Origin of the sequence: Micromonospora sp. NBC_00362 (assembly GCF_026342155.1) — a bacterium.
GTDB classification, from domain to species: domain Bacteria; phylum Actinomycetota; class Actinomycetes; order Mycobacteriales; family Micromonosporaceae; genus Micromonospora; species Micromonospora hortensis.
In genome coordinates this window covers 2127629-2152904 of the sequence record NZ_JAPENH010000001.1, presented here as the reverse complement: position 1 = coordinate 2152904, position 25276 = coordinate 2127629, and the positions used below count along the sequence as shown (strand labels likewise).

The 25276-nt window shown below is 71.2% G+C and carries 22 protein-coding genes and 1 pseudogene; 8 read left to right on the top strand and 15 right to left on the bottom strand.

Annotated elements, in window-relative coordinates:
* Nucleotides 1–53: 53 nt before the first annotated feature.
* The 3 genes from pdxT to OG992_RS09840 all read left to right on the top strand — a co-directional run bounded on the left by pdxT (nucleotide 54) and on the right by OG992_RS09840 (nucleotide 2433).
* Nucleotides 54–659 carry a pyridoxal 5'-phosphate synthase glutaminase subunit PdxT gene (pdxT, locus tag OG992_RS09850; RefSeq protein ID WP_238682963.1) on the top strand — a complete coding sequence of 202 codons (606 nt, stop codon included), beginning with the start codon at nucleotides 54–56 and terminating at the stop codon, nucleotides 657–659.
* A gap of 284 nt (nucleotides 660–943) precedes the next feature.
* On the top strand, nucleotides 944–1696 hold the full coding sequence (locus OG992_RS09845; RefSeq protein WP_238682964.1) for a YebC/PmpR family DNA-binding transcriptional regulator: 753 nt from the start codon (nucleotides 944–946) through the stop codon (nucleotides 1694–1696).
* A gap of 122 nt (nucleotides 1697–1818) precedes the next feature.
* Entirely contained in the window at nucleotides 1819–2433 is a 615-nt protein-coding gene (locus tag OG992_RS09840) for a DUF402 domain-containing protein (protein ID WP_266303040.1), read from the top strand.
* Nucleotides 2434–2445: 12 nt separating this feature from the next.
* Here the strand turns inward: OG992_RS09840 and OG992_RS09835 are convergent, their stop codons facing one another.
* Nucleotides 2446–3423 (bottom strand): helix-turn-helix transcriptional regulator, encoded by a 978-nt coding sequence (locus OG992_RS09835; protein WP_266303039.1) that lies wholly within the window; start codon nucleotides 3421–3423, stop codon nucleotides 2446–2448.
* Nucleotides 3424–3676: 253 nt separating this feature from the next.
* Between OG992_RS09835 and OG992_RS09830 the strand changes: the two genes are divergently transcribed.
* Complete coding sequence (locus OG992_RS09830) at nucleotides 3677–4705, top strand: helix-turn-helix domain-containing protein (RefSeq protein ID WP_238682967.1); 1029 nt, start codon at nucleotides 3677–3679, stop codon at nucleotides 4703–4705.
* A 71-nt stretch (nucleotides 4706–4776) separates the two neighbouring features.
* Here OG992_RS09830 and OG992_RS09825 read toward each other — a convergent pair whose 3' ends face one another.
* The 8 genes from OG992_RS09825 to OG992_RS09790 all read right to left on the bottom strand — a co-directional run bounded on the left by OG992_RS09825 (nucleotide 4777) and on the right by OG992_RS09790 (nucleotide 12963).
* Nucleotides 4777–6570, bottom strand: a complete 1794-nt coding sequence (locus OG992_RS09825) for a carbohydrate binding domain-containing protein (protein WP_266303038.1) — start codon at nucleotides 6568–6570, stop codon at nucleotides 4777–4779.
* A gap of 178 nt (nucleotides 6571–6748) precedes the next feature.
* On the bottom strand, nucleotides 6749–7810 hold the full coding sequence (locus OG992_RS09820) for an ABC transporter permease (protein WP_266303037.1): 1062 nt from the start codon (nucleotides 7808–7810) through the stop codon (nucleotides 6749–6751).
* Nucleotides 7807–8700 carry an ABC transporter ATP-binding protein gene (locus OG992_RS09815; RefSeq protein WP_112583369.1) on the bottom strand — a complete coding sequence of 298 codons (894 nt, stop codon included), beginning with the start codon at nucleotides 8698–8700 and terminating at the stop codon, nucleotides 7807–7809. Before OG992_RS09815 ends, OG992_RS09820 begins: the two co-directional genes overlap by 4 nt.
* Before the next feature lie 80 nt (nucleotides 8701–8780).
* The gene (locus tag OG992_RS09810) at nucleotides 8781–9497 is read right to left on the bottom strand and encodes a response regulator transcription factor (protein WP_238682970.1); all 717 of its coding nucleotides are present in this window, start codon (nucleotides 9495–9497) and stop codon (nucleotides 8781–8783) included.
* Nucleotides 9494–10831, bottom strand: a complete 1338-nt coding sequence (locus OG992_RS09805) for a sensor histidine kinase (RefSeq protein WP_266303036.1) — start codon at nucleotides 10829–10831, stop codon at nucleotides 9494–9496. Before OG992_RS09805 ends, OG992_RS09810 begins: the two co-directional genes overlap by 4 nt.
* A 115-nt stretch (nucleotides 10832–10946) precedes the next feature.
* Nucleotides 10947–11897, bottom strand: coding sequence for a permease prefix domain 1-containing protein (locus tag OG992_RS09800; protein WP_266303035.1), 951 nt, complete (start codon nucleotides 11895–11897; stop codon nucleotides 10947–10949).
* Nucleotides 11894–12235 (bottom strand): PadR family transcriptional regulator, encoded by a 342-nt coding sequence (locus OG992_RS09795; RefSeq protein ID WP_091401756.1) that lies wholly within the window; start codon nucleotides 12233–12235, stop codon nucleotides 11894–11896. Before OG992_RS09795 ends, OG992_RS09800 begins: the two co-directional genes overlap by 4 nt.
* A gap of 131 nt (nucleotides 12236–12366) precedes the next feature.
* On the bottom strand, nucleotides 12367–12963 hold the full coding sequence (locus OG992_RS09790; RefSeq protein ID WP_266303034.1) for a hypothetical protein: 597 nt from the start codon (nucleotides 12961–12963) through the stop codon (nucleotides 12367–12369).
* Nucleotides 12964–13083: 120 nt separating this feature from the next.
* Between OG992_RS09790 and OG992_RS09785 the strand changes: the two genes are divergently transcribed.
* On the top strand, nucleotides 13084–14496 hold the full coding sequence (locus tag OG992_RS09785; RefSeq protein ID WP_266303033.1) for a serine/threonine-protein kinase: 1413 nt from the start codon (nucleotides 13084–13086) through the stop codon (nucleotides 14494–14496).
* A 219-nt stretch (nucleotides 14497–14715) separates the two neighbouring features.
* Here the strand turns inward: OG992_RS09785 and OG992_RS09780 are convergent, their stop codons facing one another.
* Together OG992_RS09780 and OG992_RS09775 are read right to left on the bottom strand one after the other, a co-directional pair.
* The gene (locus OG992_RS09780; RefSeq protein ID WP_238682974.1) at nucleotides 14716–15261 is read right to left on the bottom strand and encodes a hypothetical protein; all 546 of its coding nucleotides are present in this window, start codon (nucleotides 15259–15261) and stop codon (nucleotides 14716–14718) included.
* A complete protein-coding gene (locus OG992_RS09775) occupies nucleotides 15258–15797 on the bottom strand; it encodes an RNA polymerase sigma factor (protein WP_238682975.1) in 540 nt (179 codons plus the stop codon). The genes OG992_RS09780 and OG992_RS09775 overlap by 4 nt, the downstream gene beginning before the upstream one ends.
* A 107-nt stretch (nucleotides 15798–15904) precedes the next feature.
* Here OG992_RS09775 and OG992_RS09770 point away from each other — a divergent pair.
* Nucleotides 15905–16063, top strand: a pseudogene (locus OG992_RS09770) (zinc ribbon domain-containing protein); the annotation flags it as partial.
* Nucleotides 16064–16226: 163 nt separating this feature from the next.
* Here OG992_RS09770 and OG992_RS09765 read toward each other — a convergent pair.
* Entirely contained in the window at nucleotides 16227–16847 is a 621-nt protein-coding gene (locus OG992_RS09765) for an L-threonylcarbamoyladenylate synthase (RefSeq protein WP_266303032.1), read from the bottom strand.
* Nucleotides 16848–16994: 147 nt separating this feature from the next.
* Between OG992_RS09765 and dnaE the strand changes: the two genes are divergently transcribed.
* Complete coding sequence (dnaE, locus tag OG992_RS09760) at nucleotides 16995–20525, top strand: DNA polymerase III subunit alpha (protein ID WP_266303031.1); 3531 nt, start codon at nucleotides 16995–16997, stop codon at nucleotides 20523–20525.
* A gap of 45 nt (nucleotides 20526–20570) precedes the next feature.
* Here dnaE and abc-f read toward each other — a convergent pair whose 3' ends face one another.
* Complete coding sequence (abc-f, locus tag OG992_RS09755) at nucleotides 20571–22208, bottom strand: ribosomal protection-like ABC-F family protein (protein ID WP_266303030.1); 1638 nt, start codon at nucleotides 22206–22208, stop codon at nucleotides 20571–20573.
* A 348-nt stretch (nucleotides 22209–22556) separates the two neighbouring features.
* Between abc-f and OG992_RS09750 the strand changes: the two genes are divergently transcribed.
* Nucleotides 22557–22871: a helix-turn-helix transcriptional regulator gene (locus OG992_RS09750; protein WP_266303029.1), complete on the top strand. Its 315-nt coding sequence runs from the start codon at nucleotides 22557–22559 to the stop codon at nucleotides 22869–22871.
* A gap of 124 nt (nucleotides 22872–22995) precedes the next feature.
* Here the strand turns inward: OG992_RS09750 and OG992_RS09745 are convergent, their stop codons facing one another.
* Both OG992_RS09745 and OG992_RS09740 read right to left on the bottom strand, forming a co-directional pair.
* Nucleotides 22996–23691, bottom strand: coding sequence for a response regulator (locus OG992_RS09745; RefSeq protein WP_238682980.1), 696 nt, complete (start codon nucleotides 23689–23691; stop codon nucleotides 22996–22998).
* Nucleotides 23688–25274 (bottom strand): sensor histidine kinase, encoded by a 1587-nt coding sequence (locus OG992_RS09740; protein WP_266303028.1) that lies wholly within the window; start codon nucleotides 25272–25274, stop codon nucleotides 23688–23690. Before OG992_RS09740 ends, OG992_RS09745 begins: the two co-directional genes overlap by 4 nt.
* Nucleotides 25275–25276: the final 2 nt, after the last annotated feature.

Here is a 25276-nt window from a genome sequence, read left to right as displayed (position 1 = left end):
ACGGTCGACGCGCCCCGCCGCGGCGGCGTGACACGGAGAGGAACAGTGCGATCATGACGGCACCCGTGATCGGTGTGCTCGCGCTCCAGGGCGACGTTCGTGAGCACGTGGCGGCGCTGGCCGCGGCTGGCGCGGACGCTCGCCCGGTCCGCCGTCCGGCGGAGCTGGCCGCTGTCGGCGGTCTGGTCATCCCTGGCGGCGAGTCCACCACCATGAGCAAGCTCGCCGACATCTTCGAGATGCGCGAGCCGATCGACAAGCGGATCGCCGACGGCATGCCGGTGTACGGCTCCTGCGCCGGGATGATCATGTTGGCGACCGAGGTGCTCGACGGCCGACCCGATCAGCGCGGTTTCGCCGGCATCGACATGACCGTCCGGCGCAACGCGTTCGGCCGGCAGGTCGACTCGTTCGAGGCGCCGGTGACCGTCGTCGGGGTGCCGGGCGAGCCGTTCCACGCGGTGTTCATCCGCGCGCCGTGGGTCGAGCGCGTCGGTGCCGGCGTCGAGGTCATCGGGGTGGTGTCCGACGGCCCGGCCGCCGACCGGATCGTTGCGGTGCGACAGGGCAACCTGGTGGCCACCTCGTTCCACCCGGAGCTCACCGGTGACCTGCGGGTGCACGCGTACTTCGTGGACCTGGTCCGCGCCGCCTGCTGAATGGCGGCCGACCGCGCCGGGCTGTCCATGATGCTCGCCGCTGTCGTTTCCCGGATCCGGGGTTTTTTGTCCCGTCTGCCCTGGTCCGTCGGGGCCGGGCGGTAGTGCCGTGCGCGGTGCATGACAGGGACCCGGGGGACGTCGGTAGGATTGCGGAGATTCGGCAGGGCCATCTGCCCGCCACGGCTTCCACCAGAGCTGACCGGCACCTCCGCGTGCGCCGGCGGGAGCGGGGCGTGTGCGGTGCGGTCGATGCAGACGGCGGGTAGCAACGGAGGTAGAAGATGTCCGGCCACTCAAAGTGGGCGACGACCAAGCACAAGAAGGCCGTCATCGACGCCAAGCGCGGCAAGATGTTCGCCAAGCTGATCAAGAACGTCGAGGTGGCCGCGCGGATCGGCGGCGGCGACCCCACCGGCAATCCGACGCTCTTCGACGCCATCCAGAAGGCGAAGAAGAGTTCGGTGCCGAACGACAACATCGATCGCGCCGTCAAGCGTGGCTCCGGCCTGGAGGCCGGCGGCGCCGACTGGCAGACGATCATGTATGAGGGGTACGGCCCGAGCGGCGTGGCCATGCTCATCGAGTGCCTCACCGACAACCGCAACCGGGCGGCGACCGAGGTTCGGACCGCGCTGACCCGCAACGGCGGCTCGCTCGCTGATGCCGGCTCGGTGTCGTACATGTTCTCCCGCAAGGGCGTGGTGATCGTCCCCAAGGAGGGCACCAGCGAGGACGACGTGATGCTGGCCGTCCTGGACGCCGGCGCCGAAGAGGTCAACGACATCGGCGAGGCGTACGAGGTGGTCTCCGAGCCGACCGACCTGGTCCCGGTGCGCACGGCGTTGCAGGACGCCGGCATCGAGTACGAGTCGGCCGAGTCCTCCCTGATCCCCAGCGTCAACGTGCCGCTGGACGAAGAGGGCGCGCGCAAGATCTTCAAGCTGATCGACGTCCTGGAGGACTGCGACGACGTTCAGAACGTCTACGCCAACTTCGACGTCAGTGACGACGTGATGGCGGCGGTCGACGCCTGACCCCACCCCTTCCCCGCCTCACCCCGCCGCGATCTTGCACTTTCTGACCCGACAGACCGGGTCACGTGGCGCATATCGTCAACAGGAAGTGCAAGATCGCGGCGAGGGAGGGGTGCGGGGTGGTGGAACGGTTCGCGGTTGGCGACACAGTGGTACGGCGCGAGGTGCTGCGGGGTGAGGTCTGGTTCGGCTGCCCGACGATCTGCGTCGAGGACTCGCCTGACCTGCTCGCCCTCTACCTCCCCTCGGGGGCCGAGTTCGGCTTTCCGGACACTGGCGTCTTTCCCTGCGGGCGGCACCCGTGGGAGGCCGCCGGGCACCGCTCCTGGTCCGGGCACGGCAAGCTGATGCTGCAACGCCCCGGTGAGGCGCACTCGATCGACGTGTTCTGGACCGGGCCGGGGCGCGACTTCGCCGGCTGGTACTTCAACCTCCAGGACCCGGTGCGGCGTACCCCGATCGGGGTGGACACCCTGGACCACGAACTGGACCTGTGGTGGGCCGCGGACGCTGACCGCTACGTCTGGAAGGACGTGGAGATGTTCGCCCAGCGCCTCGTCGAGGGGCGCTACCCGGGCATGGGAGACGCCATCCAGGCCGAGGGTGACCGGATCGCCGCCCTGCTCGACGGGGGTGAGCGCTGGTGGGACCCGTCGTGGGCCACCTGGCAGCCCGACCCCGCCTGGACGGCGCCCCCACTGCCCGCCGGCTGGGATCAGGTGCCACCCGCGCGCTGAGCGACGCCGACGTCAGTTCCCGGGCAGCGAGTTGACGAGGAACACCTGATCCGAGCCGCCAGTGCACGGCTCGACCAGCGCCGCGTCGGACACGTCGCTGTCGTCGTCGCGCAGGCCGACGCACAACTCGCTACGGTCGGGCCGGATGCGGTACGCGCCGGGCGTCGCCCCGGCCGGTTCGAAGTGGAACACCTGCTTCGGCCTGTCCGCGCTGCAATCCTTCTCGTTCCAGGGTTCGAGCAGGTCCCGGCCGGGATCCTCCTCGCGGATGGTGAGGCAGCCCTTCCCGAGCACCGGGTGGACCCAGTGGATGAAGAACATTCCGTCGGCCACCGGTTCCAGCGAGGTGTCCGGTGGGGTGGCCTCCGAGCAGGGCCGCTGGACCGCTATCTCCTTGGTGTACCTCCCGGTGCGGTCGCGACCCTCGGTGAGGCAGAGGTGCGGGCTGCGGACGGGGCGGATCTGGCTGAGCCCCGCGCTCGGAAAACGGGCACCGTCACCCGCCGATGCGGGGGCCTTTCCTTGCTCGTCGTCGCGTCGCTCGATCCAGAAGCCCACGCCGAGCGTGGCCAGCAGGGCGGCGACGACGAGTAGCGCCAGCGGCGCGGGCCGCGCGAACCAACGTGGGCGGGCCGGGCCAGAGTGTGCCGGGGCCACTGTCGTGACCGCGTCGGCCGGCGGCGGGTCCGCCGCCGGCGACAGCGGGGCCAACTGACCAGCTGTGAGGCGGTGCCGGGCCCGTAACCACGTCTCGACCTGATCTCCCGCGCCGCAGGCCCGCACGAACGCGGCCACCACCTCGGGGCGCGGCAGTGTGGACCGGCGCAGGATGTCCGCCGCAGTGCTGCGGGCCAGCACGTCGCCCGTCGACGCGGCACGCTGCTCCAGTTGCCGGTAGGTGAGCCCCGACCGGTCCTTGAGCTGGCGCAGCATCTCGACGAATTCGGCCGGGTCGGACGCGTCGTCCGGGCGTAGCTCCCCCGTGGTCATCGCCCGATTCTCCAGACACCGCGCACGCGAGGGCAAATCGGCTCCCGGCGACTGTCCGAGATGGTCGGACAACATCCGGACATGCTGCCCTGAGCTGCCCGGACAGCCCGGCGCGGCGACCAGGGCATTGTCCTGGCCGACCGGGTTACCTAGCGTCTTTCCTCGAGGGCCGCGCCGCTGACCGGTGTACGGCCGATGGGCTCGCGCCGGCACGGGATCGGGCTCGACCACACCAACGACACGGGGAGATTCGATGGATGACGCTGTCCGGGATCCGGTGCCGCAGGCGGCCACGGCGGGGGAGTACGTGGCATTGCTCAGGGAGGTGCGGCGGCGTTCCGGTCTGACCTATCGGGAGCTCGCCCGGCGAGCCTCGGCGGCCGGACACTGGCTGCCGCCGAGCACCCTCGCGACGATGCTGGGCCGGACGACGCTGCCTCGGGAACGCACGGTCGTCGCGCTGCTGGCCGCCTGCGGCACCCCGACGGTCGAGATCGGCAGGTGGCTGGAGACACGGCGGGACCTCGAGGCCCGCCTCGGCGAGCAGGGTCGAGGGGACACTGACGCGGCACCGACCCCTGCCGGCGCGTCCACTACCGTCGCTGCGGACATCCGGCCGAGCGTCGGCTCGGTTCCGCCGCGACCCCAAGCGCCGTGGCCGGCCCGTCGCTGGCTTCGGCTGGCGCTGCTGGCGGTGTTCGGCGTCCTGACGGTCGGGGCGACCGGGGCGCTGCGACCCCTCGTCCCTCCCACGGTGGGCAGCTCGCCGACCGTCGGATGCCCGGAGGTGCTGCGCCAGGGCATGTACGGCCCCTGCGTGCTGAGCCTCCAGGAGCACCTGGTGGCCGACGGACTCACCATCCCGGTCGACGGCTGGTTCGGCCCGGACACCACCAGCCGGGTGATGGTGGCCCAGGCGTTTGGCAGCCTGCCGGTCAGCGGCACCGCTGACGAGCGGTTGCTCGACGAGTTGGCGGGCGATCGCAAGGTGCCCGCCAGCTGGTCGGAGGACCGGATCGGCAAACATCTGCGGCGGACGTTCCCGGAGGACCCGGCCGGGGCGGTGCAGGTGGCGCGCTGCCTGTCCGGGCTGGACCCGTACCGGGTGGAGGTCGTCGAGGACGGATCGCGGCGCTGGGGGTTGTTCCAGTTCAGCGACATGGAGGTGTCCCGGTTCGGCGTCGACCGCCAGACGGCGCTGGACGCGGCCTGGAACATCAGGACGGCACGGGAGGTGTGGTCTCGTACCGGCGACTTCAGCCACTGGAACTGTGCCGCGTAGCGGTCACGCGTGACGCTCCCCGCCCGGTCCGCGAACCGGACGGGGAGCCCTCCGTTATCCCGACTGACGACTCACTGTCGCAGTCGGTTGGCGAAGACGTACGCGCCCACGGAACGGCCGGTGGCGAGCCCGGCGTCCGCGTCGAACCGATAGTGCACGCCGAGGTAGATCCGGCTCAGCGCGTTCTCCTCGGCGGCGTCGTCGAAGCCGGTCATGTGCCGGACCACACCCATGGCGTGCGGATCGTCAGTGGTGGCGTCGAAGGCGATCGCATCGGTGCCGAAGTACCTCTTCATCACCGCGGACCAGGCCCCCGCGAAGGTGGCGTGCCCGGAGATGTAGGCCGGGAACGCCGGCGTGTACGGCACCCCCTCGCGGGTCTTCGACAGCGGCTGCCAACCCTTGCCCTCCGTCGCCTCGATCGCCGTCACCGGCCGCCACAGGTCGATGGGCGTCTGGTATTTGGCGTCCCAGGCGGCGATGGCGGCGTCGGCGAGGGCGAGGGCGACCAGCCCGAAGAGCCGGGCGTTGGCCAGGATGCCGAGCTGACGCTGCTCCGACACGATCCGGGTGTGTGAGAAGAGTTGACCCGGTGGCTTGTACGTGCCCCCCAGGTCGTTGGCCCAGAAGAACGCGATCTGCGTCTGCTCCGGGGTCCGCAGCACCGACCCCTGACCGCCGTAGTCGCGGATCTCCTGCACCTGGGCGCGGTACTCCTGCTTGCCGAGCAGGTCGGCGTACCCGGTGGCGCCGGCCGGTAGGCCGGGCCGGAACTGCTGGCCCGAGGTGAGCGCGAACGGGGTCACCAGTCCCCAGTTCGGGCTGACCGCCGCCTTGCCGTTGGTCGGCCGCCACGCGCCGGGCACGTTCTCCTGCACCGGGTACTCGGTGTCGTCGCCGGAGCCGTCGTTGGCGCGGGCCTGGAGGTTGGCGGCGGCCGCCGCCGCGCCGACGGTGTCACCGCGCGCCTCCTCGGCGTCGTTCACGCCGGACGGCCGGCGCTCGACGGCACCGTTGAGGGCATCGGTGAAGGAACGACCGTGCCGGGTGTACAGGGCGGTCAGCACGTCGTACGCCGCCCGGTCGATGGCCGCGTGCAGGGACGGTGCCACGACGTTGTCCATGGTGCCCGGGTAGCTGACCGGCACTCGTACCCGGTAGGGGTTGCCGACCCCGGTGACCGAGACGGCGGCATCGTGCATCGCCGCGTGCAGGATGGCGGCCTCGCGGGACGAGGAGGTGGGTGGCAGGTCCAGTGCCTTGTAGGTGGACAGCAGGACACCGTTCCAGTACAGGATCGGGTCGGCGGCCGGGTTCACGGCCAGCGGGGTGAGCGAGATGTTGTCCAACCGGACCGTCGAGGCGCTCTGCCCGCCGAAGTGGAACAGCAGCACCGCCTTCGGGTCGCCGAACGGGGACACGAAGTCGAAGGTGAACCGGCCCATCGAGGACGTCAGCGGGACGCTCTGGTCGACGGCGGAGGTGAAGGGCGTGTCCGCCCGGGAGACCGAGACGCGCAGGGAACGGCTGACGTCGGCCGCGGCGTCGAACTGCAACCGGTACGACTGCGCGGCCGTCACCCCGAACTCGAAGTGACCGACCAGGTCCTCCCAGACGGGCTTGCCCACCGTGGCGCTGGTGCGGACGCGCAGTTGCCCGGCGTTGACAGTGGTGCTGGTCGAGGCGAGCCGGGTCCACCAGGGTTGCGTGCTGCCGTTGTCGAAAGTGCCGTTGAGGATGAGGTCACCCGGGGCCGCGGTGGCCGGCGCGGGGCGGACGAGGGCGGTGAGGGTGCTGGCGAGGGCGACCGCGAGCACGACGCTGAGCAGACGGCGCAGGTGCCGTGCGTTGATCGGTGGGGACATCGAGAGCCTTTCCGGTCCGGGAACCGGCGACGACCAGGTCGTTGCCGTGAGGATCGGCTCAACGTAGGAGTGTTCGCGCTGTTCACGGCCACCGAACAGCGCTCGGAACGGTGCCGTACGGCAGCGGGCGCCGGCGTCCGATCAGGACACCGACGCCCGCGCGGGGCCGAGGGCTGGCTCAGCCGATCGTCTCCCGCTCCCGCCAGGCGGTACGCAGCGAGGTCCGACCGTTGGTGCGCAGGAGCGACCCCTCGTACACCCGGGCCCCGGCGAGGAGGAACGCGCCGGCGGCGAGCACCAGGAGGACCAGTGAGACGATCGGCTCCCAACCGGCCGCGTCGCCGGTGAAGAGCCGCAGCGGCATGGCCGTGGGCGACGAGAACGGCAGGTACGACAGCACCCGCATCGCCGTGGCGTTGTCGTTCAGGAAGATCACCGCGAAGAACGGCAGCATGACGGCGAGCTGCACCGGCGTCGAGACGGCGGCGATGTCCTCCTGCCGGTTGGCCAGCGCGCCGGCCGCGGCCCACATGGCGGCGAGCAGCACGAAACCGATCAGGAAGAACGGCACGAACCAGCCGATCGCCGGGGCGAGCAGGCTGAGCAGACTTCCGCTGTCGCCGATCTGCAACCCGATCACCGCCACCACCGCGATCAGGGCGATCTGCGCGAACGCCAGGATGGCCCCGGCCACCACCTTCCCGGCCAGCAGGGCCCGGACCGGCACGGCGGCGACCAGGATCTCCACGATCCGGGTCTGCTTCTCCTCGATGACGCTCTGCGCGATCTGCACACCGAACGTCTGTGAGGTGATGAAGAAGACGAACGCGAAGACGAACGGCACCAGGAACGCCACCACCGGATCGACAGCGTCCGGGTCGAGCAGGCGGACGGTCGGCTGGGTGCTCAGGGCCTTGACCACGTCGTCGGGGGCGTCGTCCATGGCCAGGACGGCCGGTCCGGTGATCACCGCGGCGTCCACGTCGTCGTCGCGGACGGCCTGTTCGGCGGCCCGGTCGTCGGGGACGACCCGGACGTCCAGCCCGGCGGCGCGCAGCGGCGCGGCCAAGCTCTCGGTCACTGCCACCGTGGACGGCCCGCCGGAGAACAGCGGCGGCAGGATGGTGCCGGCCGCGGCGATCAACAGGAAGAACAGCGTGCCGAACAGGAAGGTGCGGTCGCGCAACTTGACCCGGATCTCGCGTTCGGCGACCAGCCGGGTGGCCTGGGTGACGTTCACTGGGTGACCTCTCGGAAGATCTCGGTGAGCGAGGGGCTGACCGGGCGGAAGGCGCGGACCGGGCCGCGCGCGAGGGCCGCCCGCAGCACTGGCTGTTCGTCGGTGCCGGCCGGCAGGTCGAAGACCACCCGCGCGCCGTCCAACTCGACCAGTGTCACGCCGGGGTGGTCGCGTACCCAGCCGGCGTCGTGCTCCACGACCAACTCGAAGCGGGGCACCGTGTACGAGTCGCGCAGCTGCTGCCGGCTGCCGGCGGCCCGGATCACCCCGTCCCCGATGATGACCAGGTCGTCGCAGAGGCGCTCGACGACGTCGAGCTGGTGACTGGAGAAGAGCACCGGCGCGCCGGCCGAGGCCCGTTCCCGCAGCACGGCCACGACGGTCTCCACTGCCAGCGGGTCGAGGCCGGAGAACGGCTCGTCGAGCACCAGCACCTCGGGGTCGTGCACCAGCGCGGCGGCGATCTGGGCGCGCTGCTGGTTGCCCAGCGACAGTGTCTCCAGCAGGTCGTCGCCGCGCTCGCCGAGCCCGACCCGGTCCAGCAGCGCGTCGGTGGAACGTCGTGCCGCGGCGGCGTCCAGCCCGTGCAGCCGGCCCAGGTAGGCCACCTGCTCACGGGTGGTCATCTTGGGGTAGAGGCCCCGCTCCTCCGGCATGTAGCCGAAGCGCCGGCGGTCCTGCCGGGTCAGCGTGGTGCCGCCCCAGCTCACCTCACCCGCGTCGGGGGCGAGCACACCCAGGATGATCCGCATGGTGGTGGTCTTGCCGGCGCCGTTGGCGCCCACGAAACCGGTCATCCGGCCGGCGGACACCTCGAAGGACACGTTCCTGAGCACCTGACGGTCGCCGAAGCTGCGGTCGACGCCGTCGAGGCGAAGCGTTCTGGTCACGCACCCACGCTAGATCGATGACGCCGCCACGCCGTCCGCCCGACGGGTGAGCGGGCGGGTCCACCTCGCGGTGGACGCCGTCACCCGCCGGGGCGGACCACCCCGTTCTCGTACGCGAACACCACGGCCTGCACCCGGTCGCGCAGGCCCAGCTTGGCCAGTACCCGACTCACGTGCGTCTTCACCGTCGCCTCGCCCAGGTGGATGGCCGAGGCGATCTCCGCGTTGCTCGACCCGGCGGCGAGCAGCATCAGCACCTCCCGTTCGCGCGGGGTCAGCTCGGCCAGCGCGGCATCGGCGTCCGGGCCCCGGTGGGCGGTGCCCGCCGGGTCGCCGGGTCGGGCGAAGGTGGAGATCACCCGACGGGTGATCTCCGGGGCGAGCAGACCATCGCCCCTGGCCAGCACCCGGATCGCCTCGATGAGCTCCTCCGGCGTGCCGTTCTTGAGCAGGAAGCCGCTGGCCCCGGCCCGCAGCGCGGCGAACAGGTAGTCGTCGCGGTCGAATGTGGTGAGGATCAGCACCGCGGGCGCCCCGGGGCCGTCGGCGACGATCTGCCGGGTGGCCTCCAGGCCGTCCATCCCGGGCATTTCCACATCCATGAGTACGACGTCGGGGCGGGTGGCTCGGGTCATGGTGACGGCCCGTTCGCCGTCGGCGGCCTCACCGACCACCTCGATGTCGTCCTCCACCTCCAGGATGACCCGGAAGCCGGTACGGACGAGGTGCTGGTCGTCGGCGAGCAGCACCCGCACCGTCGGCCCGGCATCGGGCGTCTGTTGGGCTGCCGCGCTCATGCCGACGGCTCCGCGCCGGCCGCCGCCTGCTGCCTGTCGCTCGGCTCCCGCTGTGGGCCCACCGGCAGGTCCGCCGACGCCCCCAGGGGGAAGCGGGCGCGTACCCGCCAGCCGCCGCCGGCCCGCGGCCCCGCCTCCAGGTCGCCGTCGTGGGCGGTGACCCGTTCGCGCATTCCGATCAGGCCCAACCCGACGGTGTCGGTCCGGCCGCCGCCCCGCCCGTCGTCGGTCACGTCGACCTCCACCTCCCGGGCCAGGTACCGGACCCGCACGTCGAGCAGGGCCGCCTCGGCGTGCTTCAGGGTGTTGGTCACCGCCTCCTGCGTCACCCGGTAGGCAGTCTGGGAGACCGATTCGGGCAACGCGACGGGGTCGCCGTACACCCCGAGGGTGGCCGTCAGCCCGGCGGCCCGTGCCCGCTCGACCAGCTCGTCGATCCGTTCGACGCCGCCGGCCGTCGGCGGCGCGGCGTCGGTGCCGGCGGAGGTCCGCAGCACGCCGAGCATCCGACGCAGCTCGTCGACGGCGGTGCGGGCGCTCTGCTCGATGGCGGTCAGCGCGGTGCGGGCCTTGCCCGGGTCGCGGTCGAACACCCGGCGGCAGGCGGATGCCTGCACGCCCATCACCGACACGTGGTGGGCGACCACGTCGTGCAGCTCGCGGGCGATCCGGACGCGTTCGCCGAGCACCGCCCGTTCCCGGGCCTCGGCCTGCGACCGGCGCAGGTCCTCGGCCTGGGCGCGCAGCTCGTGCTCACGGCGCGCGGCCACCCACGCGGTCTCACCGAAGAAGTACGCGAAACCGAAGACCAGCACGTTGAGCAGCACACCGTTGACCATCGCGGCGAGCACCGGTGGCACCGGCCCGACCGCGTCGGCGAAGGTGTCCGCCGGAATGTGGTCGATCATCACCGCGTAGTAGATCCCCAGCCAGGCGAACATCGTGGCGATCACGCCGATCCGCAGCCGGCGGGACAGTTGGCGGTCCTGCCCCCACGCGCCGACGGTGTAGAGGGCGCAGAACAGGGCCCAGGAGGAGAACTGGCTCTCCGGGGCCGAGCGGGCCTGCGCGGCAATGAACGCCACCGCGACGATGAGCACTGTCGTGGTCGGCCAGCGTCGTCGCCAGATCAACGGGAGGGTCACCGCGACGGTCCAGAACAGCTGCTCCGGCCCGGACGGCGGTGGGCCCAGCAGGAACGCGCCGGTGCTGCGGGCCAGGGTCAAACTGACCAATGCCAGCCCGGTCATGCCCAGGCCGATCCAGAGGTCGTTTCGGCGCTGCTCTGCCGTTGGACCCGGACGACGCCATTCCGGTCGCGGTGCCACTGTCATCCCGGAACGATGCCACGCCGCCCACCAGGCCCGTCGACCGGGCACGCCGCCACGGCCCTGCCGACGGGCGGCGGCCCGGCGCGGGGTACGCGCCGGGCCGCCTACTCTGGTGCGCTCACGCGGTCGTCTGCTGGCGGGTCTTCCGAGCGGTGTCGACCAGGTCCCAGACCACGATCGCGGCGGCGCCCACCGCGATGGCCAGGCCGAGGGAGTTCCGGTTGTCTGCCTCCGCCACCCAGCTCAGGCGCTCGCCGAGGGCCGGGTTGAGCAGTCGGTCGGAGAGCGCCAGCCACGCCAGCGGCACCGAGAAGGCCAGGTTGAGCAGCGCCTTCATGCCGAACAGGGCCCAGGTCCAGCGGTCGATCCGGTACTTGACGACTTCGAAGATCACGCTGAGCGCCAGCACCACGATCAGCGCCGGGAGCCAGAACGACCACAAGGCCGGGTCGAGGATCGGGATGTTCTCGCCGTCGGTGCCACGCACCCAGGAGTGGTAGTGCTGGAACGGCAGGTACGCGATGGTCAGCACCAGCATGATCACCGATGCGATGGTGTCGGCGAGGGGGATGCCTCGTCGCACCGGCGCGTCGGGCAGTTGGTCGACCGTCCACTCCGGCACGTCCACGGCCGTCTGGGTGCGCTCGATGATGGCGAAGGTCACTGTGAGCCAGAAGGTGATCTGCACGGCCACCTGCATCGCCGCGACGAGGCCCGGCCCGATCGCCCCGAAGCCCTTTCCTTCGGCCGCCTCGACCACTGTGACGACGGTGCCGACCAGCGCCGGGATGAAGCTGAGCAGCAGCTTCAGCAGTCGCAGCCAGAGCAGGTAGTAGGTAGGGCCGATGAGCTGCAGCCGGCGGTCGGCGTACCGGGCGGCCAGCACGTCCGGGTTGCCCAGCTCGGTGAGCACCTCCCGCTCGGCGGTGGTCGCGTCCTGTCCTCCATCGGTCCGGCCCTCGATCATGTCGTCGATGGAGGCCCGCAGCTCGTTGGCGATCTCGTCGCGGCGCTGGGTGGGCACCGATCGCAGGGTGGCGGCGAGGTAGCGGTCGGTCAGGGTGTTCATCGGTCCACTCCTTGGATCAGCCCGGTGATGGAGGTCTGCACGGCGGCGAGGTCGTCGAGGAGCCGGTTCAGCATCGACTCGCCCTCGTCGCTGGTCCGGTAGAACTTGCGCGGTCGGCTCTCTTCGGTGTTCCACTCGCTGGTCAGCAACCCCTGGTCCTCCAGGCGGCGCAGCAGCGGGTAGAGGGTGTTGGCGTCGACCGGGAAGCCGTGGTCGCTGAGCCGTTGCAGCAGTGCGTAGCCGTAGTCCGGTCGGCGTAGCGCGACCAGGCTGGCCACCACGACGGTGCCTCGACGCAACTCCTGTAGGTGCGTCCGTAGAACGTCCTCGCTAACCATGTGTCACACCATACTGTGTGGCACACAGTGTTGTCTACACCGACATCATCGTGTCCGCCTAGCCTCCGTCCGGACCGACACGACGTATGGGGCGCCCAGCCGACGCCGGACGCCCCCGCACCTGGGAAAAGTCAGCAGGACACGCCCTGCCGGAAGTTCCGCTCGACGAAGCTTTCCGGGCCGACCTGGAAGTAGCCGACCCCCGGCCGGATCGGATGCCCGGTGAACAGCTCCACCCGCGACCCGACCCGGACCAGGTACGCCTCGGCGTCCCCCGCGTCGTTGCGGATCAGCGACCCCCGCCGGCCGTAGATCGCCTCCAGTTCGTCGAAGGACATGCCGACAGTGGCGCCGGCGGGGGACCGCGGCGGCGCGGTTGCCGTACCGACCTCCACCAGTCGCCCGTCGCGGAAGGCCAGCAGGATCACGCCCGCCCAGGAACCGGTCGCGCCGGCGTGCACCACTCCGCCGCAGGTCGGCACGGTCCAGCCGAGGTGCCCGTTGGTGGTGAGCGACGCCAGGCTGGCGCCGATGCGGTACACGCCGACGCCACCGACGCCGAGCACCTGCGGGTGGGTGTGCCCGGCGGCGGCGAGCGGACCGCGGGCCGAGGCGGGCGCGCCGCCGCCGGCCAGCGGTGCTGCCGCCGCCGGGCCGGCGACGGTCGCCGGGACGAGCGTGCCGAGCGCCAACGCGGCGGTGGTGAGGAGGATCGCGGGACGGTTCATGGTGGCTCCTTCGGTGATGGGTCTCCTGCCCTCTTAGTCACCGCGCCGACGCCAACGGTTCGTCGGAATCACGACCGACCCGGTCTACTGTGCAGAGAAACGCCGGCCGGGGGTGACACCGTGACGGCTCCACTGCGGATCGGGCCCTACGCCGTCGAGCGGCTGCTCGGCGTCGGTTCGTTCGCGACGGTGTGGCTGGGCTACGACCGGGCGCTCGACGCGCACGTGGCGATCAAGGTGCTGGCCGAGAACTGGAGCCACGACCTACGAGTGCGGGAACGCTTCCTCGACGAGGCCCGGTTGCTGCGCCGGCTGGAGGACGAGCGGCTGATCCGGGTGCACGCCGTCGGTGAGCTGCCCGACGGCCGCCCGTACGCGGTCCTGGCCTGGGCGGACGGCGGCAGCCTGCGCGACCGGTTGGCCGCTGACGAGATCCCCACGCCGACGGCGCTGCGGCTGCTCGGCGAGATCTGCGCCGGGGTCGCCGTACTGCACCGGCACGGCGTCGTGCACCGCGATCTCACCCCAGGCAACATCCTGTTCCGCTCCGCCGGACCCGACGGCGCGGAACAGGTGCTGATCGCCGACCTCGGCCTCGCCAAGGCGCTCGCCGCCGCCTCCGGACTGACCGCCCGCGCCGGCACCCCTGGCTACATGGCCCCCGAGCAGGACGATCCGGGCGCGATGGTCGACACCCGCGCCGACGTGTACGGGCTCGGCCGGCTCGGCATCCGACTGCTGGCCGCCGACCCCACCGGCGCGAACCCGACCAGATCAGATCCGCCTCGGCACCCACCGGAACTCCGACTGCGGGACGACGTGCCTCCGGCGGTCGCGGCGGTGCTCGCCCGGGCCACCGCCCACCGCCCGGCCGACCGTTACCCCGACGCCGCGACGGTGCACGCCGCGTTGGTCCGCGCGAGCGCCCCGGCTGCGGCGGCCGGTCCCGTGCGGCGACAGCCGTCACCCCGGGTGAGGGCGCGCCGCCGGTTGCGGCTGGCCGGGGCCGCCGCGGTGGCCGTCGCCGCGGTGGGTGCGGTGGGCGCCGAGGCAGGTGGCGTCGGGTCTGCTCGGCCAGTCATCGGCACGTACACGGCCGGGCCGTTGACAGTGGCGTTGCCGCCCGGCTGGTCCGCCACGGGTGCCACCTGGGCCGGTCAGTACGGTGCCGACGGTGATCCCGAACCGGCGCTGGTGATGTCACCGCAACCCCGTCGGTGGGCCACCGACCCCCGCCTGCCCGGCGCGTTCGTGGGCCTCTCCGCCAGCACGGCGGCACGCACCACGCCGGCCGGGTTCCTGGCCGAGCGCACCCACGGTGACTGCACGTCCGCGCCGCCCCGAATCACCTGGCAGGCGGGCGTCGAGTGGACAGTGGTGGCGTACCGCTGCGACCGGGGTCGTCCGCAGATCATCGAGTCGGCAGCCCTGCACCCCGGCCGACCCGCCCTGGTGTACGTGCAGATCGCCCCGCCCGCGGACGGCGGACCCGCCTTCGTGGACACCCTGCTCGCCGGAGTGCGCCTGCGGTAGGTGCGGCGAACCGGCCCGGCGGTGACCCAGCCGCCGCTGATCCTGGGCACCATGTTCGGCCTGATGCTGTTGGCCGCCGCGCTGCTCACGGCGTTCGGTGACCACGGGTTGATCTTCAGCGGTACCTGGGTCCCACCCGGCCCGGCTGGCGTCGCCGCCGGTCTGGTGCTGCCGGGGGTCGCCGCCGCCGAGTTCCTCCGCGCCCGGCGTCGATCCCGGCTAGCGGACCACCACTGTGATGGTGTGCTCCCGGCCGTCCTTGGGGATCGTGACGGCGACGGTGCCGGCGCGGACGAAGCGGATGTCCACCACGCCCGCCTCGTACTGCTGGGAGACCAATTCCGGGCGGTCGACGGTGACGAGCCCCGGCCCGATGCCCTGGATGCGCAGCACCGCACCGGTGGCGAAGCAGAGCGATTTCAGCAGCTCGATCTCGGTCTCGGCGAGCGGCAGGTCGTAGCGGACAGCGCCCTGACAGGCCGGCGTCGCGTCGGTCGGCGGGGGAGTCGTTCGGGGCGTACCCAGTGTTCTGGTGGGTGCGGGCGGTGCCGGGCGCGCGCTGGCCGGCGGCGGTCGGGATGGCGACCCGGTGGGCGCGGGGATCGGGAGAACCGCGGAGGGGGACGGCGGCGAGAGGGTCGGGGTCGAGAGGGTCGGGCCGGCCGGTTGGACGGGCAGGGGCGAGACGGCGTCGGCGCCGCAGGCGGCGACCCCCACGGTGGCCGCGAGGACGACGACGACCCGGCGGAACGACCTGCGGTTCATTCCGCGCCGAGCCGCTGCCGGACCTGGCGCCGGGCCAGGTGCAACCGGGACTTCACAGTGCCCAGCGGCACGTCGAGCAGGGCGGCGATCTCGGGGTAGCTCAGCCCCAGGACATCGCGAAGGGCGACCACCTCGGCGAGATCGGGATGCACCGAGTCGAAGGCGTCGAGCAGGTCGAGGCGGGTGCCCGCGACCACGCTGGTCCGTCGGGGGTCGGCCTGGTCGGGCAGCGGCACGCCCTCGGCCTCCAGTCGGCAGCGGCGGCGCAGCGTGCGGTACGTGGAGCGGGCCCGGTTGACGGTCAGCCGGTGCAGCCAGGTGCGGAACGAGGAGCGCCCCTCGAACCGGGTGATGCCGCCGGCCAGCGCCAACAACGTGTCCTGGCAGGCCTCCTCGGCGTCCTCCCGGTTGGGCAGAAACCTGGCGCACAGCCGCAACACCTCTGGGCGCACCGCGACCAGCAGGGCGTTGAGCGCGGCCGGGTCGCCGTGCGCGGCGGACCGGGCCAGGGCGTCGATGTCGTCCGCGTCGGGCATGCCGGGTGTCCAATGCTCGCCGGTGCCGATCCCTGAGCGTATGACAGGTGCCGCGGCGGCGGCCCCGTACCGTCCGGCACCCGACCCGAAACCGGCGCGCTACCGAAATGCGAGCTAGTGCACTGCCCTTCAGCCGGGTAGATCGGTTCTTCCCGTCGACCCGTATGTGCTCGGACTGCGGCCGGATCAACGACAAGATGGCGCTCAACGTCCGGACGTGGGGCTGCCCATGCGGCAGCCTGCACGACCGAGACGTGAACGCCGCCAGAAACATCAGGGCCGCCGGACGGGCGGACCTCAGCGACCGTGGAGCGCAGGTAAGACCGGCACCCGTGCCGGCACCGCGCAGCGAAGCGGTAACCCGCCGGGAGCGTGCCCCTTCGGGGGTGCAGCAGACCGGAATCTCCGCCCTTCAGGGTGGAGAGGGCGTCAATCGAAGCGGGACACGTCCCCGGCGCCCCGGCGCAGGATCTCCGGCTCGGGCCCGGACAGGTCGATCACGGTCGTCGGCTCCTTGCCGCAGTCGCCGGCGTCGAGCACCGCGTCGAGCTGGTGGTCGAGCCGTTCCTTGATCTCCCAGCCCTGGGTCATCGGCTCCTCGTCGCCGGGCAGGACCAGCGTGCTGGACACCAGCGGCTCGGCCAGCTCGGCCAGCAGCGCCTGGGTGACCGTGTGCCGGGGTACCCGAACGCCGACGGTCCGCTTCTTCGGGTGCAGCATCCGGCGGGGCACCTCCTTGGTGGCCGGCAGGATGAAGGTGTAGCTGCCCGGGGTGGACGCCTTGACCAGGCGGAAGACCGAGTTGCTGATCTGGACGAACTGACCGAGCTGGGCGAAGTCCCGGCAGACGAGCGTGAAGTGGTGCCGGTCGTCGAGGTGGCGGATCTGCCGGATCCGGTCCAGCCCGTCCTGGTTGCCCAGCTGGATGCCGAGCGCGTAGCAGGAGTCCGTCGGGTAGGCGACCAGCCCACCGCCGCGGATCAGGTCGGCGACCTGCCCGATGACCCGGGGCTGGGGGTTCTCCGGGTGCACGTCGTAGTACCTCGCCATCCTCCGAGCCTAGGCGCACCCCCCGGCGATCAGGAGACGAGGGCCACGACCGTCGGCGCGGACGGTGGAGCCGCCGAGATCACCTCGGTAGGGTAGGTCCCGGTCGGCTCCGACCAACAAGATCCACACCGCCGGGGGGCGCCACGCATGGCCGATTCGTTCGCGCATCTGCACGTGCACACCGAGTACTCGATGCTCGACGGAGCGGCCCGGCTGAAGGACCTGTTCGCCGAGGCCAAGCGGCTGGGCATGTCCGCTGTGGCGATCACCGATCACGGCAACATGCACGGTGCGAACGACTTCTACAACCAGGCGATGGCCGCCGGGATCACCCCGATCCTGGGCGTCGAGGCGTATGTGGCGCCGGAGTCGCGCTACCACAAGGCGCGGGTCAAGTGGGGTCGGCCGGAGCAGAAGAGCGACGACATCTCCGGTAACGGCGCGATCACCCACAAGACGATGTGGGCGAAGGACGCGCGGGGCCTGAAGAACCTGTTCACCCTCAACTCGCGCGCGTCCATGGAGGGGCACTACGTCAAGTGGCCCCGGATGGACATGGAGCTGATCGCCGAGCACGCCGAGGGGATCATGGCCACCACCGGCTGCCCGTCCGGCGCGGTGCAGACCCGGCTGCGCCTGGGCCAGTTCGACGAGGCGCTCAAGGTTGCCGCTAGCTACCAGGACATCTTCGGCAAGGACAACTACTTCCTGGAGATCATGGATCACGGCCTCTCCATCGAGAGCCGGGTCCGCGAGGGGCTCACCGAGATCGCCCGCAAGCTGGACATCCCGCCGGTGGTCACGAACGACTCCCACTACACCCACGAGGCGCAGGCCACCGCCCACGACGTGCTGCTCTGCGTGCAGACCGGCAGCAACATCGACGACCCCAACCGGTTCCGGTTCGAGGGTGGCGGCTACTTCATCAAGAGCGCCGACCAGATGCGCGCTGTGGACTCGTCCGAGCTGTGGCAGGAGGGCTGCCGCAACACCCTGCTGGTGGCCGAGAAGGTCGACCCGAAGGGCATGTTCGAGTTCCACAACCTGATGCCGCGCTTCCCGGTGCCCGAGGGCGAGACCGAGGAGTCCTGGTTCCGCAAGGAGACCTTCGCCGGTCTGGCCCGCCGCTATCCGAACGGCATCCCGGAGGGGCACGTCGTCCAGGCCGAGTACGAGCTGGGCGTCATCAACCAGATGGGCTTCCCGTCCTACTTCCTCGTGGTCGCCGACTTCATCCAGTGGGCCAAGAACCAGGGCATCGCCGTGGGTCCGGGCCGTGGTTCGGCCGCCGGGTCGCTCGTCGCGTACGCGCTGGGCATCACCGACCTGGACCCGATCCAGCACGGTCTGATCTTCGAGCGGTTCCTCAACCCCGAGCGGGTCTCGATGCCGGATGTCGACATCGACTTCGACGAGCGTCGGCGCGGCGAGGTGATCAAGTACGTCACCGACAAGTGGGGCGAGGACAAGGTCGCCCAGATCGCCACCTTCGGCACGATCAAGGCGAAGGCCGCGATCAAGGACTCCGCCCGGGTTCTCGGCTTCCCGTACGCGGTCGGCGACCGGATCACCAAGGCCATGCCACCGGCGGTGATGGGCAAGGACATCCCGCTCACCGGCATCTTCGACAACAAGCACCCGCGCTACGCCGAGGCGGGCGAGATCCGCGGTCTGTACGACTCCGACCCGGACGTCCGCAAGGTGATCGACACGGCCAAGGGCATCGAGGGGCTGATCCGGCAGACCGGTGTGCACGCCGCCGGCGTCATCATGTCCGCCGAGCCGATCATCGAGCACATCCCGTTGACGCGCCGCGACGCCGACGGGGCGATCATCACGCAGTTCGACTACCCGACCTGCGAGTCGCTCGGGCTGCTGAAGATGGACTTCCTCGGCCTGCGCAACCTGACGATCATCGACGACGCGGTCAAGAACATCGAGCTGAACCACGGCCGGAAGCTCGACCTGCTGGGCCTGCCGCTGGACGACAAGGCCGCGTACGAGCTGCTGGCCCGCGGTGACACCCTGGGCGTGTTCCAACTCGACGGCGGGCCGATGCGGTCGCTGCTGCGGTTGATGAAGCCGGACAACTTCGAGGACATCTCCGCCGTCCTGGCCCTGTACCGACCCGGCCCGATGGGCGTCGACTCGCACACCAACTACGCGCTGCGCAAGAACGGCCTCCAGGAGATCACGCCGATCCACCCGGAGCTGGAGGAGCCGCTGCGGGAGATCCTCGCGCCCACCCACGGCCTGATCGTCTACCAGGAGCAGGTGCAGCGCGCCGCGCAGATCCTCGCCGGCTACACCCTCGGTCAGGCGGACCTGCTGCGCCGGGCCATGGGTAAGAAGAAGAAGGAGATCCTCGACAAGGAGTTCATCCCGTTCCGGGACGGCTGCCGCGAGCGCGGCTACTCCGACGAGGCGATCCAGGCGGTGTGGGATGTCCTGGTGCCGTTCGCCGGGTACGCCTTCAACAAGGCGCACTCCGCCGCGTACGGTCTGGTCTCCTACTGGACCGCGTACCTGAAGGCGCACTACCCGGCCGAGTACATGGCCGGGTTGCTGACCAGCGTCGGTGACGACAAGGACAAGATGGCGCTCTACCTGGCCGAGTGTCGCCGGATGCGCATCCAGGTGCTGCCGCCGGACGTGAACACCTCGGCCGGGCCGTTCACCCCGGTCGGCAAGGACATTCGCTTCGGCCTCGCCGCCGTCCGCAACGTCGGGGCGAACGTGGTCGCCTCGATCATGCGCTGCCGGGAGGAGAAGGGCGAGTACGCCGACTTCTACGACTTCCTGTCCAAGGTGGACGCGGTGGTCTGCAACAAGAAGACGATCGAATCGTTGATCAAGGCGGGGGCTTTCGACTCCCTCGACCACCCCCGCAAGGGCCTGCTCGCGGTGCACGCCGACGCGATCGACGCGTACGCCGACGTCAAGCGCAAGGAGGCCGTCGGCCAGTACGACCTGTTCGGCGCCGGCTTCGGTGACGCGGACACCGGCAGCACCACCGTGATGCCGACCATCGGCGACAGCGAGTGGGACAAGCGCGACAAGTTGGCCTTCGAGCGGGAGATGCTCGGCCTGTACGTCTCCGACCACCCGCTGTTCGGTCTGGAGCACATCCTCAACGCGGCAGCCGACACCACCATCGCGTCCCTTGCCGAGGAGGGCGGGGTGCCCGACGGGGCGGTCGTCACCCTCGCCGGCATCCTCTCCGGGGTGCAGCGCCGGGTCACCAAGCAGGGCCGGGCCTGGGCGTCGGCCACCCTGGAGGACCTGGCCGGTGGGGTGGAGGCGCTGTTCTTCCCCAACACCTACGAGGTGATCGGGCAGTACATCGCCGAGGACGCCATCGTCGTGGTCAAGGGTCGGGTGGACCGCCGCGACGACACCCCACGCATCATGGCGATGGACATGTCCATGCCGGACGTCAGCACCAGCGCCACCAACAAGCCGGTCACCCTCACCATCCCTGTGCACCGCTGCACACCACCGCTGGTGGAGAAACTCAAGGAAACCCTGGTGCTGCACCCCGGCGACACCGAGGTGCACGTCAAGCTCCAGAACGGCGGGCGCACCACCACGCTGCGGCTGGGTCCGTTCCGGGTGGCGGCCACGACCGCGCTGATGGGTGACCTGAAGAGCGTCCTCGGCCCGGCCAACGTGAGCTGAGCCGGCCTCGGTCCGGCCGGCGTACGCCGGCCGGACCGCAGGGGCTCAGACCCGCTCGGGGGCGCTGATCTCGCGCAGTTGGCCGTCGGCCAACCGCAACCACCGCTGCACGCCGATCTCGGCGAGGAACCGTTCGTCGTGGCTGACCACCACGAACGCCCCCTGGTACGCCGACAGCGCGCTCTCCAACTGACCCACGCTGACCAGGTCAAGGTTGTTCGTCGGCTCGTCGAGCAGCAGCAGTTGCGGCGCCGGCTCGGCGCAGAGCACACAGGCGAGGGTGGCGCGCAGCCGTTCACCGCCGGAGAGCACCCCGACCGGCAGGTTCACCCGGGCGCCCCGGAACAGGAACCGGGCCAGCAGGTTCATCCGCTTGGCGTCCGGCAGGCTCGGCGCGTACGCGGCGAAGTTCTCCGCCACCGTGCGGTCGAGGTCCAGCAGGTCCAGCCGCTGCGACAGGTACGCGATCCGCCCCTCGCCGCGCTTCAGCTCACCGCCGGACGGTTGCAGGTCACCGTTGACCAGGCGCAGCAGGGTCGACTTGCCGACGCCGTTCGCCCCGGTCAGCGCGATCCGTTCCGGCCCCCGGATCACCAGGTCGGCGCCGTCGCCGCCGAACAGCTCCCGGTCGTCGAAGTGGGCCCGCATCCCCTGGCCGGAGAAGACCGTGCGCCCGCCCGGGACTGTGGTGTCGGGCAGGTCCACGACGATGCGGTCCTCGTCGCGTACCGCCCGGCCGGCCTCGTCGAGTCGGGCCTTGGCCTGACCGAGCCGGGACGAGTGCGTCTCCTGCGCCTTGCCCGCCGACTCCTGCGCGCTGCGCTTGAGCCCACCGGCGACGATCCGGGCCAGGCCGGCGTTCTTCAGGTTCTTCGAGGCGTTGCTGGCCCGCCGGTCGGCCCGCTCCCGGGCCTGCTGCATCTCCCGCTTCTCCCGCTTGACCTCCTGCTCGGCGTTGCGCAGGTTGCTCTCGGCCACCTCCCGCGCCGCCTGCACCGCCTCGGTGTACGCGGTGAAGTTGCCCCCGTACCAGCGGATCTCGCCCTGGTCCAGCTCGGCGATGCGGTCCATCCGGTCGAGCAGTTCCCGGTCGTGGCTGACCAGCAGCAGGCACCCGGACCACTCGGTGAGGACGTCGTAGAGCTTGTGCCGGGCCTCCAGGTCCAGGTTGTTCGTCGGCTCGTCGAGCAGCAGCACGTCCGGGCGGCGCAGCAGTTGCGCCGCCAGGCCGAGGGAGACCACCTGGCCGCCGCTGAGGGTGTGCAGCCGACGGTCGAGCGACAGCTCACCCAGGCCGAGCCGGTCCAACTCCGAGCGGGTGCGCTCCTCGATGTCCCAGTCGTCGCCGATGGTGGCGAAGTGCTCCTCGCTGGCGTCGCCGGCCTCGATGGCGTGCAACGCCGCGATCCGCTCGGCCACGCCCAGCACCTGCGCCACGCTCAGGTCGCCGACCAGCGGCAGCGTCTGCGGGAGGTAGCCGAGCACACCGTCGACGGTGACGCTGCCGCCGCTGGGCCGCAGCTCCCCGGCGATCAGCCGCAGCAGGGTGCTCTTGCCGGCGCCGTTGGGCGCGACCAGGCCGGTGCGACCGCCGGGGACGGTGAAGGACAGCTCCGAGAAGACCGGGGTGTCGTCCGGCCAGGAGAAGGACAGGTTCGAGCAGACAACGAACGCATCAGACATGCGAGTGACCTCAAAGGGTGGGGTGGGCGCGCCTCAGCCGCCCGACGACAAGGGGACCGGTGGAACGACGTCATGGCCACGGCGGCTGCGCCTACGCGCGCCGAACCGGTGGCCGAACATGTCCGGTCTCACCCGGAGATGTCGTCGTCACCCGCCATGTCTGGTCTCCCTGGTCGTACCGCTAACCCAACCCGATGAGTCTAACAACGGATCTCCGCCCCGCCACCGCAATAGGGTGCAACGCGCGGTGTAGAGGCCAGGCCATAGTTGGTCCATGTCTCATGAGCCGCCACGTGGCTAGGCGATCAAGACGACAACGGATGTCCGCGACTGGCTGCGGGAGGGCTGATGGGCGACTTCCATGACTGGAACCACATCCGGGCTGAGCTGCATGACGGGGACGATGAAGCGCTCGACGCAGAGCGTGCTCGTACCGAGGCGTGGATCAGTGCGTTCGGCCTTGCCGAAGAGCGGAAGCGGTTGGGCCTGACCCAGCGGCGGGTGGCCGAGCTGATGGGTGTCACGCCCGGCAGGGTCAGCCAGATCGAGAACGGTGACCTGGAGGCCAACGAGGTCGCGACGCTGAGCCGATACGCACGAGCGCTCGGCGCCCGGATGCGGATCATCTTCGACTACGGTGACGACCTCCGTCAGATCGCCTGACGTACTCGGCGTGGTGCCGGCCTCGCCCCCATTGCGTTCGTCGATCGTGCACTTACTGTTGTGAGAATGTCGCTTTTGGGGTCAATCGTCGCCACAGAAGATGCAAGATCGACGCGGTGGGGCGTCAGCGGGGGCGGTACTCGACCTCGGGGCGGCCGGGGGTGCCGTAGCGGGGGGTGCGGGCGGCGCGTTCGACGGTCACCAGGTACTCCAGGTAGCGGCGGGCGGTCACCCGGGAGATGCCGGTCAGCGCGCTCACCTCGGTCGCGGACAGACCGACCTCGGGGCGGGTGCCGTCGGTGAGCGCGGCGCGTACCCGGTCGAGGGTCTGCGCGTCGAGCCCCTTGGGCAGGCTGTGCCCGGCGGTGCCGCGCAGGGTGGCGAACATCTGGTCCACCTCGTGCTGGGCGGCGACCTCGCCGTCGGCGAGCGCCTGGGCGCGGTAGTCGGCGTACCGCTCCAGCTTGTCGCGGAACGCGGCGAACGTGAACGGCTTGAGCAGGTAGTGGGTCACCCCGAGGGACACCGCGGTGCGTACCACCGCCAGGTCCCGCGCGGAGGTCACCGCGAGCACGTCGACGCTGCTGCCGGCCGCGCGCAGCGCCCGGCAGACGTCCAGGCCGTGCAGGTCGGGCAACCGAAAATCAAGGAGTACGAGGTCCACGTCGCCGCCGTCGTTGGCGCGCAGGGCCGCCATCGCCGCCCGCGCGGAGTGCGCCACCCCGACCACCACGAAACCGGGAACCCGTTCGGTGTACGCGCTGTGCGCCTCGGCCAGCAGCGGCTCGTCCTCGACGACCAGCACCCGGATGGCGGTCATGACCCCTCGATCCTGCCCGGCAGCCGGACGGTGAACAGGCTGCCGCCGTCGTCCGAGCGACAGACCTCGGCGCTGCCGCCGTGGCGGCGTACCACCTGGCCGACCAGCGCCAGGCCGAGGCCGCGGCCGGTGCTCTTGGTGGACCAGCCGCGCCGGAACGCGTCGGCGACCCGCTCCGGTGCCAGACCGGGGCCGCTGTCGGCTACCCGGACCACCAGCTCGTCGTCGGTAGCGCCGACGAACACCCGCACCCGGCGCGGCGGCGGCGTACCGGCCACCGCCTCCAGGGCGTTGTCGACCAGGTTGCCGACCACTGTGAGCAGGTCACCGGTCGGCAGCGGACTGTCGTCGAGGCGGCAGTCCGGCTCGATGACCAGATCCACCCCGCGCTCGCCGGCCTGTGCGGACTTGCCGAGCAGCAGGGCGGCCAACGCCGGCTCGGTCACCGCGCCGACCACCCGGTCGGTCAGCTGTTGGGCGAGCGTCAGGTCCCGGGTGCCGAGCCGGACGGCCTCGTCGGCGCGGCCCAACTCCACCAGGGTCAGCACCGTGTGCAGCCGATTGGCCGACTCGTGGGTCTGCGCCTGCAACGCCTCGGTCAACGCGCGCACCGAATCCAGCTCGCTGGCCAGGGTGCGCAGCTCGGTCTGGTCGCGAAGGGTCAGCACGGTGCCGAGCACCGCGCCCTCGAAGCGGGTGGTCCGCTGGTTGGCGACGAGCACCCGGTCACCGGCGACGATCGGCTCGTCGCGGGCGTCCCGCCCGGAGTCGAGCAGCTCGGCCGCCGCGGGCGGCAGGTCGATCCCGGCCACCGGCTGGTCGATCACCGGCGTGTCCGGGTCGAGCCCCAACAGCCGGCGGCCCTCGTCGTTCACCAGCGCCACCCGACGATCGGTGGTCAGCACGACGAGACCTTCGCGCACCGAGTGCAGAACGGCGTCGTAGTACTCGTACATCCGGGTCATCTGGGCCGGCCCCAGACCGTGCGTCTGGCGACGAAGCCGGCGGCTGAGCAGCCAGGAGCCCGTCGCGGCGAGCGCCAGAGCCGGCGCGACCACACCGAACAGCACCGGCAACTGGCCGAGCAGCTTCTTGTCGATCTCGCGGGTGGTGATGCCCACCGAGACCAGACCGACGAGGCGTCGCTGCTCGTCGTACACCGGAACGACAGCGCGCACCGACTCGCCGAGCGTCCCGACGTTGGTGGTGGTGAACGCGCGGCCCGCCAGCGCGGGCCCGATCTCACCGACGAACGGCTCGCCGATCCGGTCCTGGGTCGGGTGCGAGAAACGGGTGCGGTCGGGGGCCATCACCACCACGAAGTCGGTGCCCGTGGCCTGCCGAGTCGATTCGGCGTACGGCTGGAGGACCGTCGCGGGATCGGCTGTCGTGAGGGCCGCGCGGACGTCGGGGGAGCCGGCCACGGTCTGCGCCACCGCGAGCACCTCCTCCTGCGCGGCCTGGCGGGAGTCGCTGCGGGCCAGCCAGACGGCGCCCGCCGCGCCGGCCAGCACGAGCAGCGTCACCACCATCGCCTGGAGGGCGAAGAGTTGCCCCGCGATGCTCCACTGGCGTCGGGCCACCT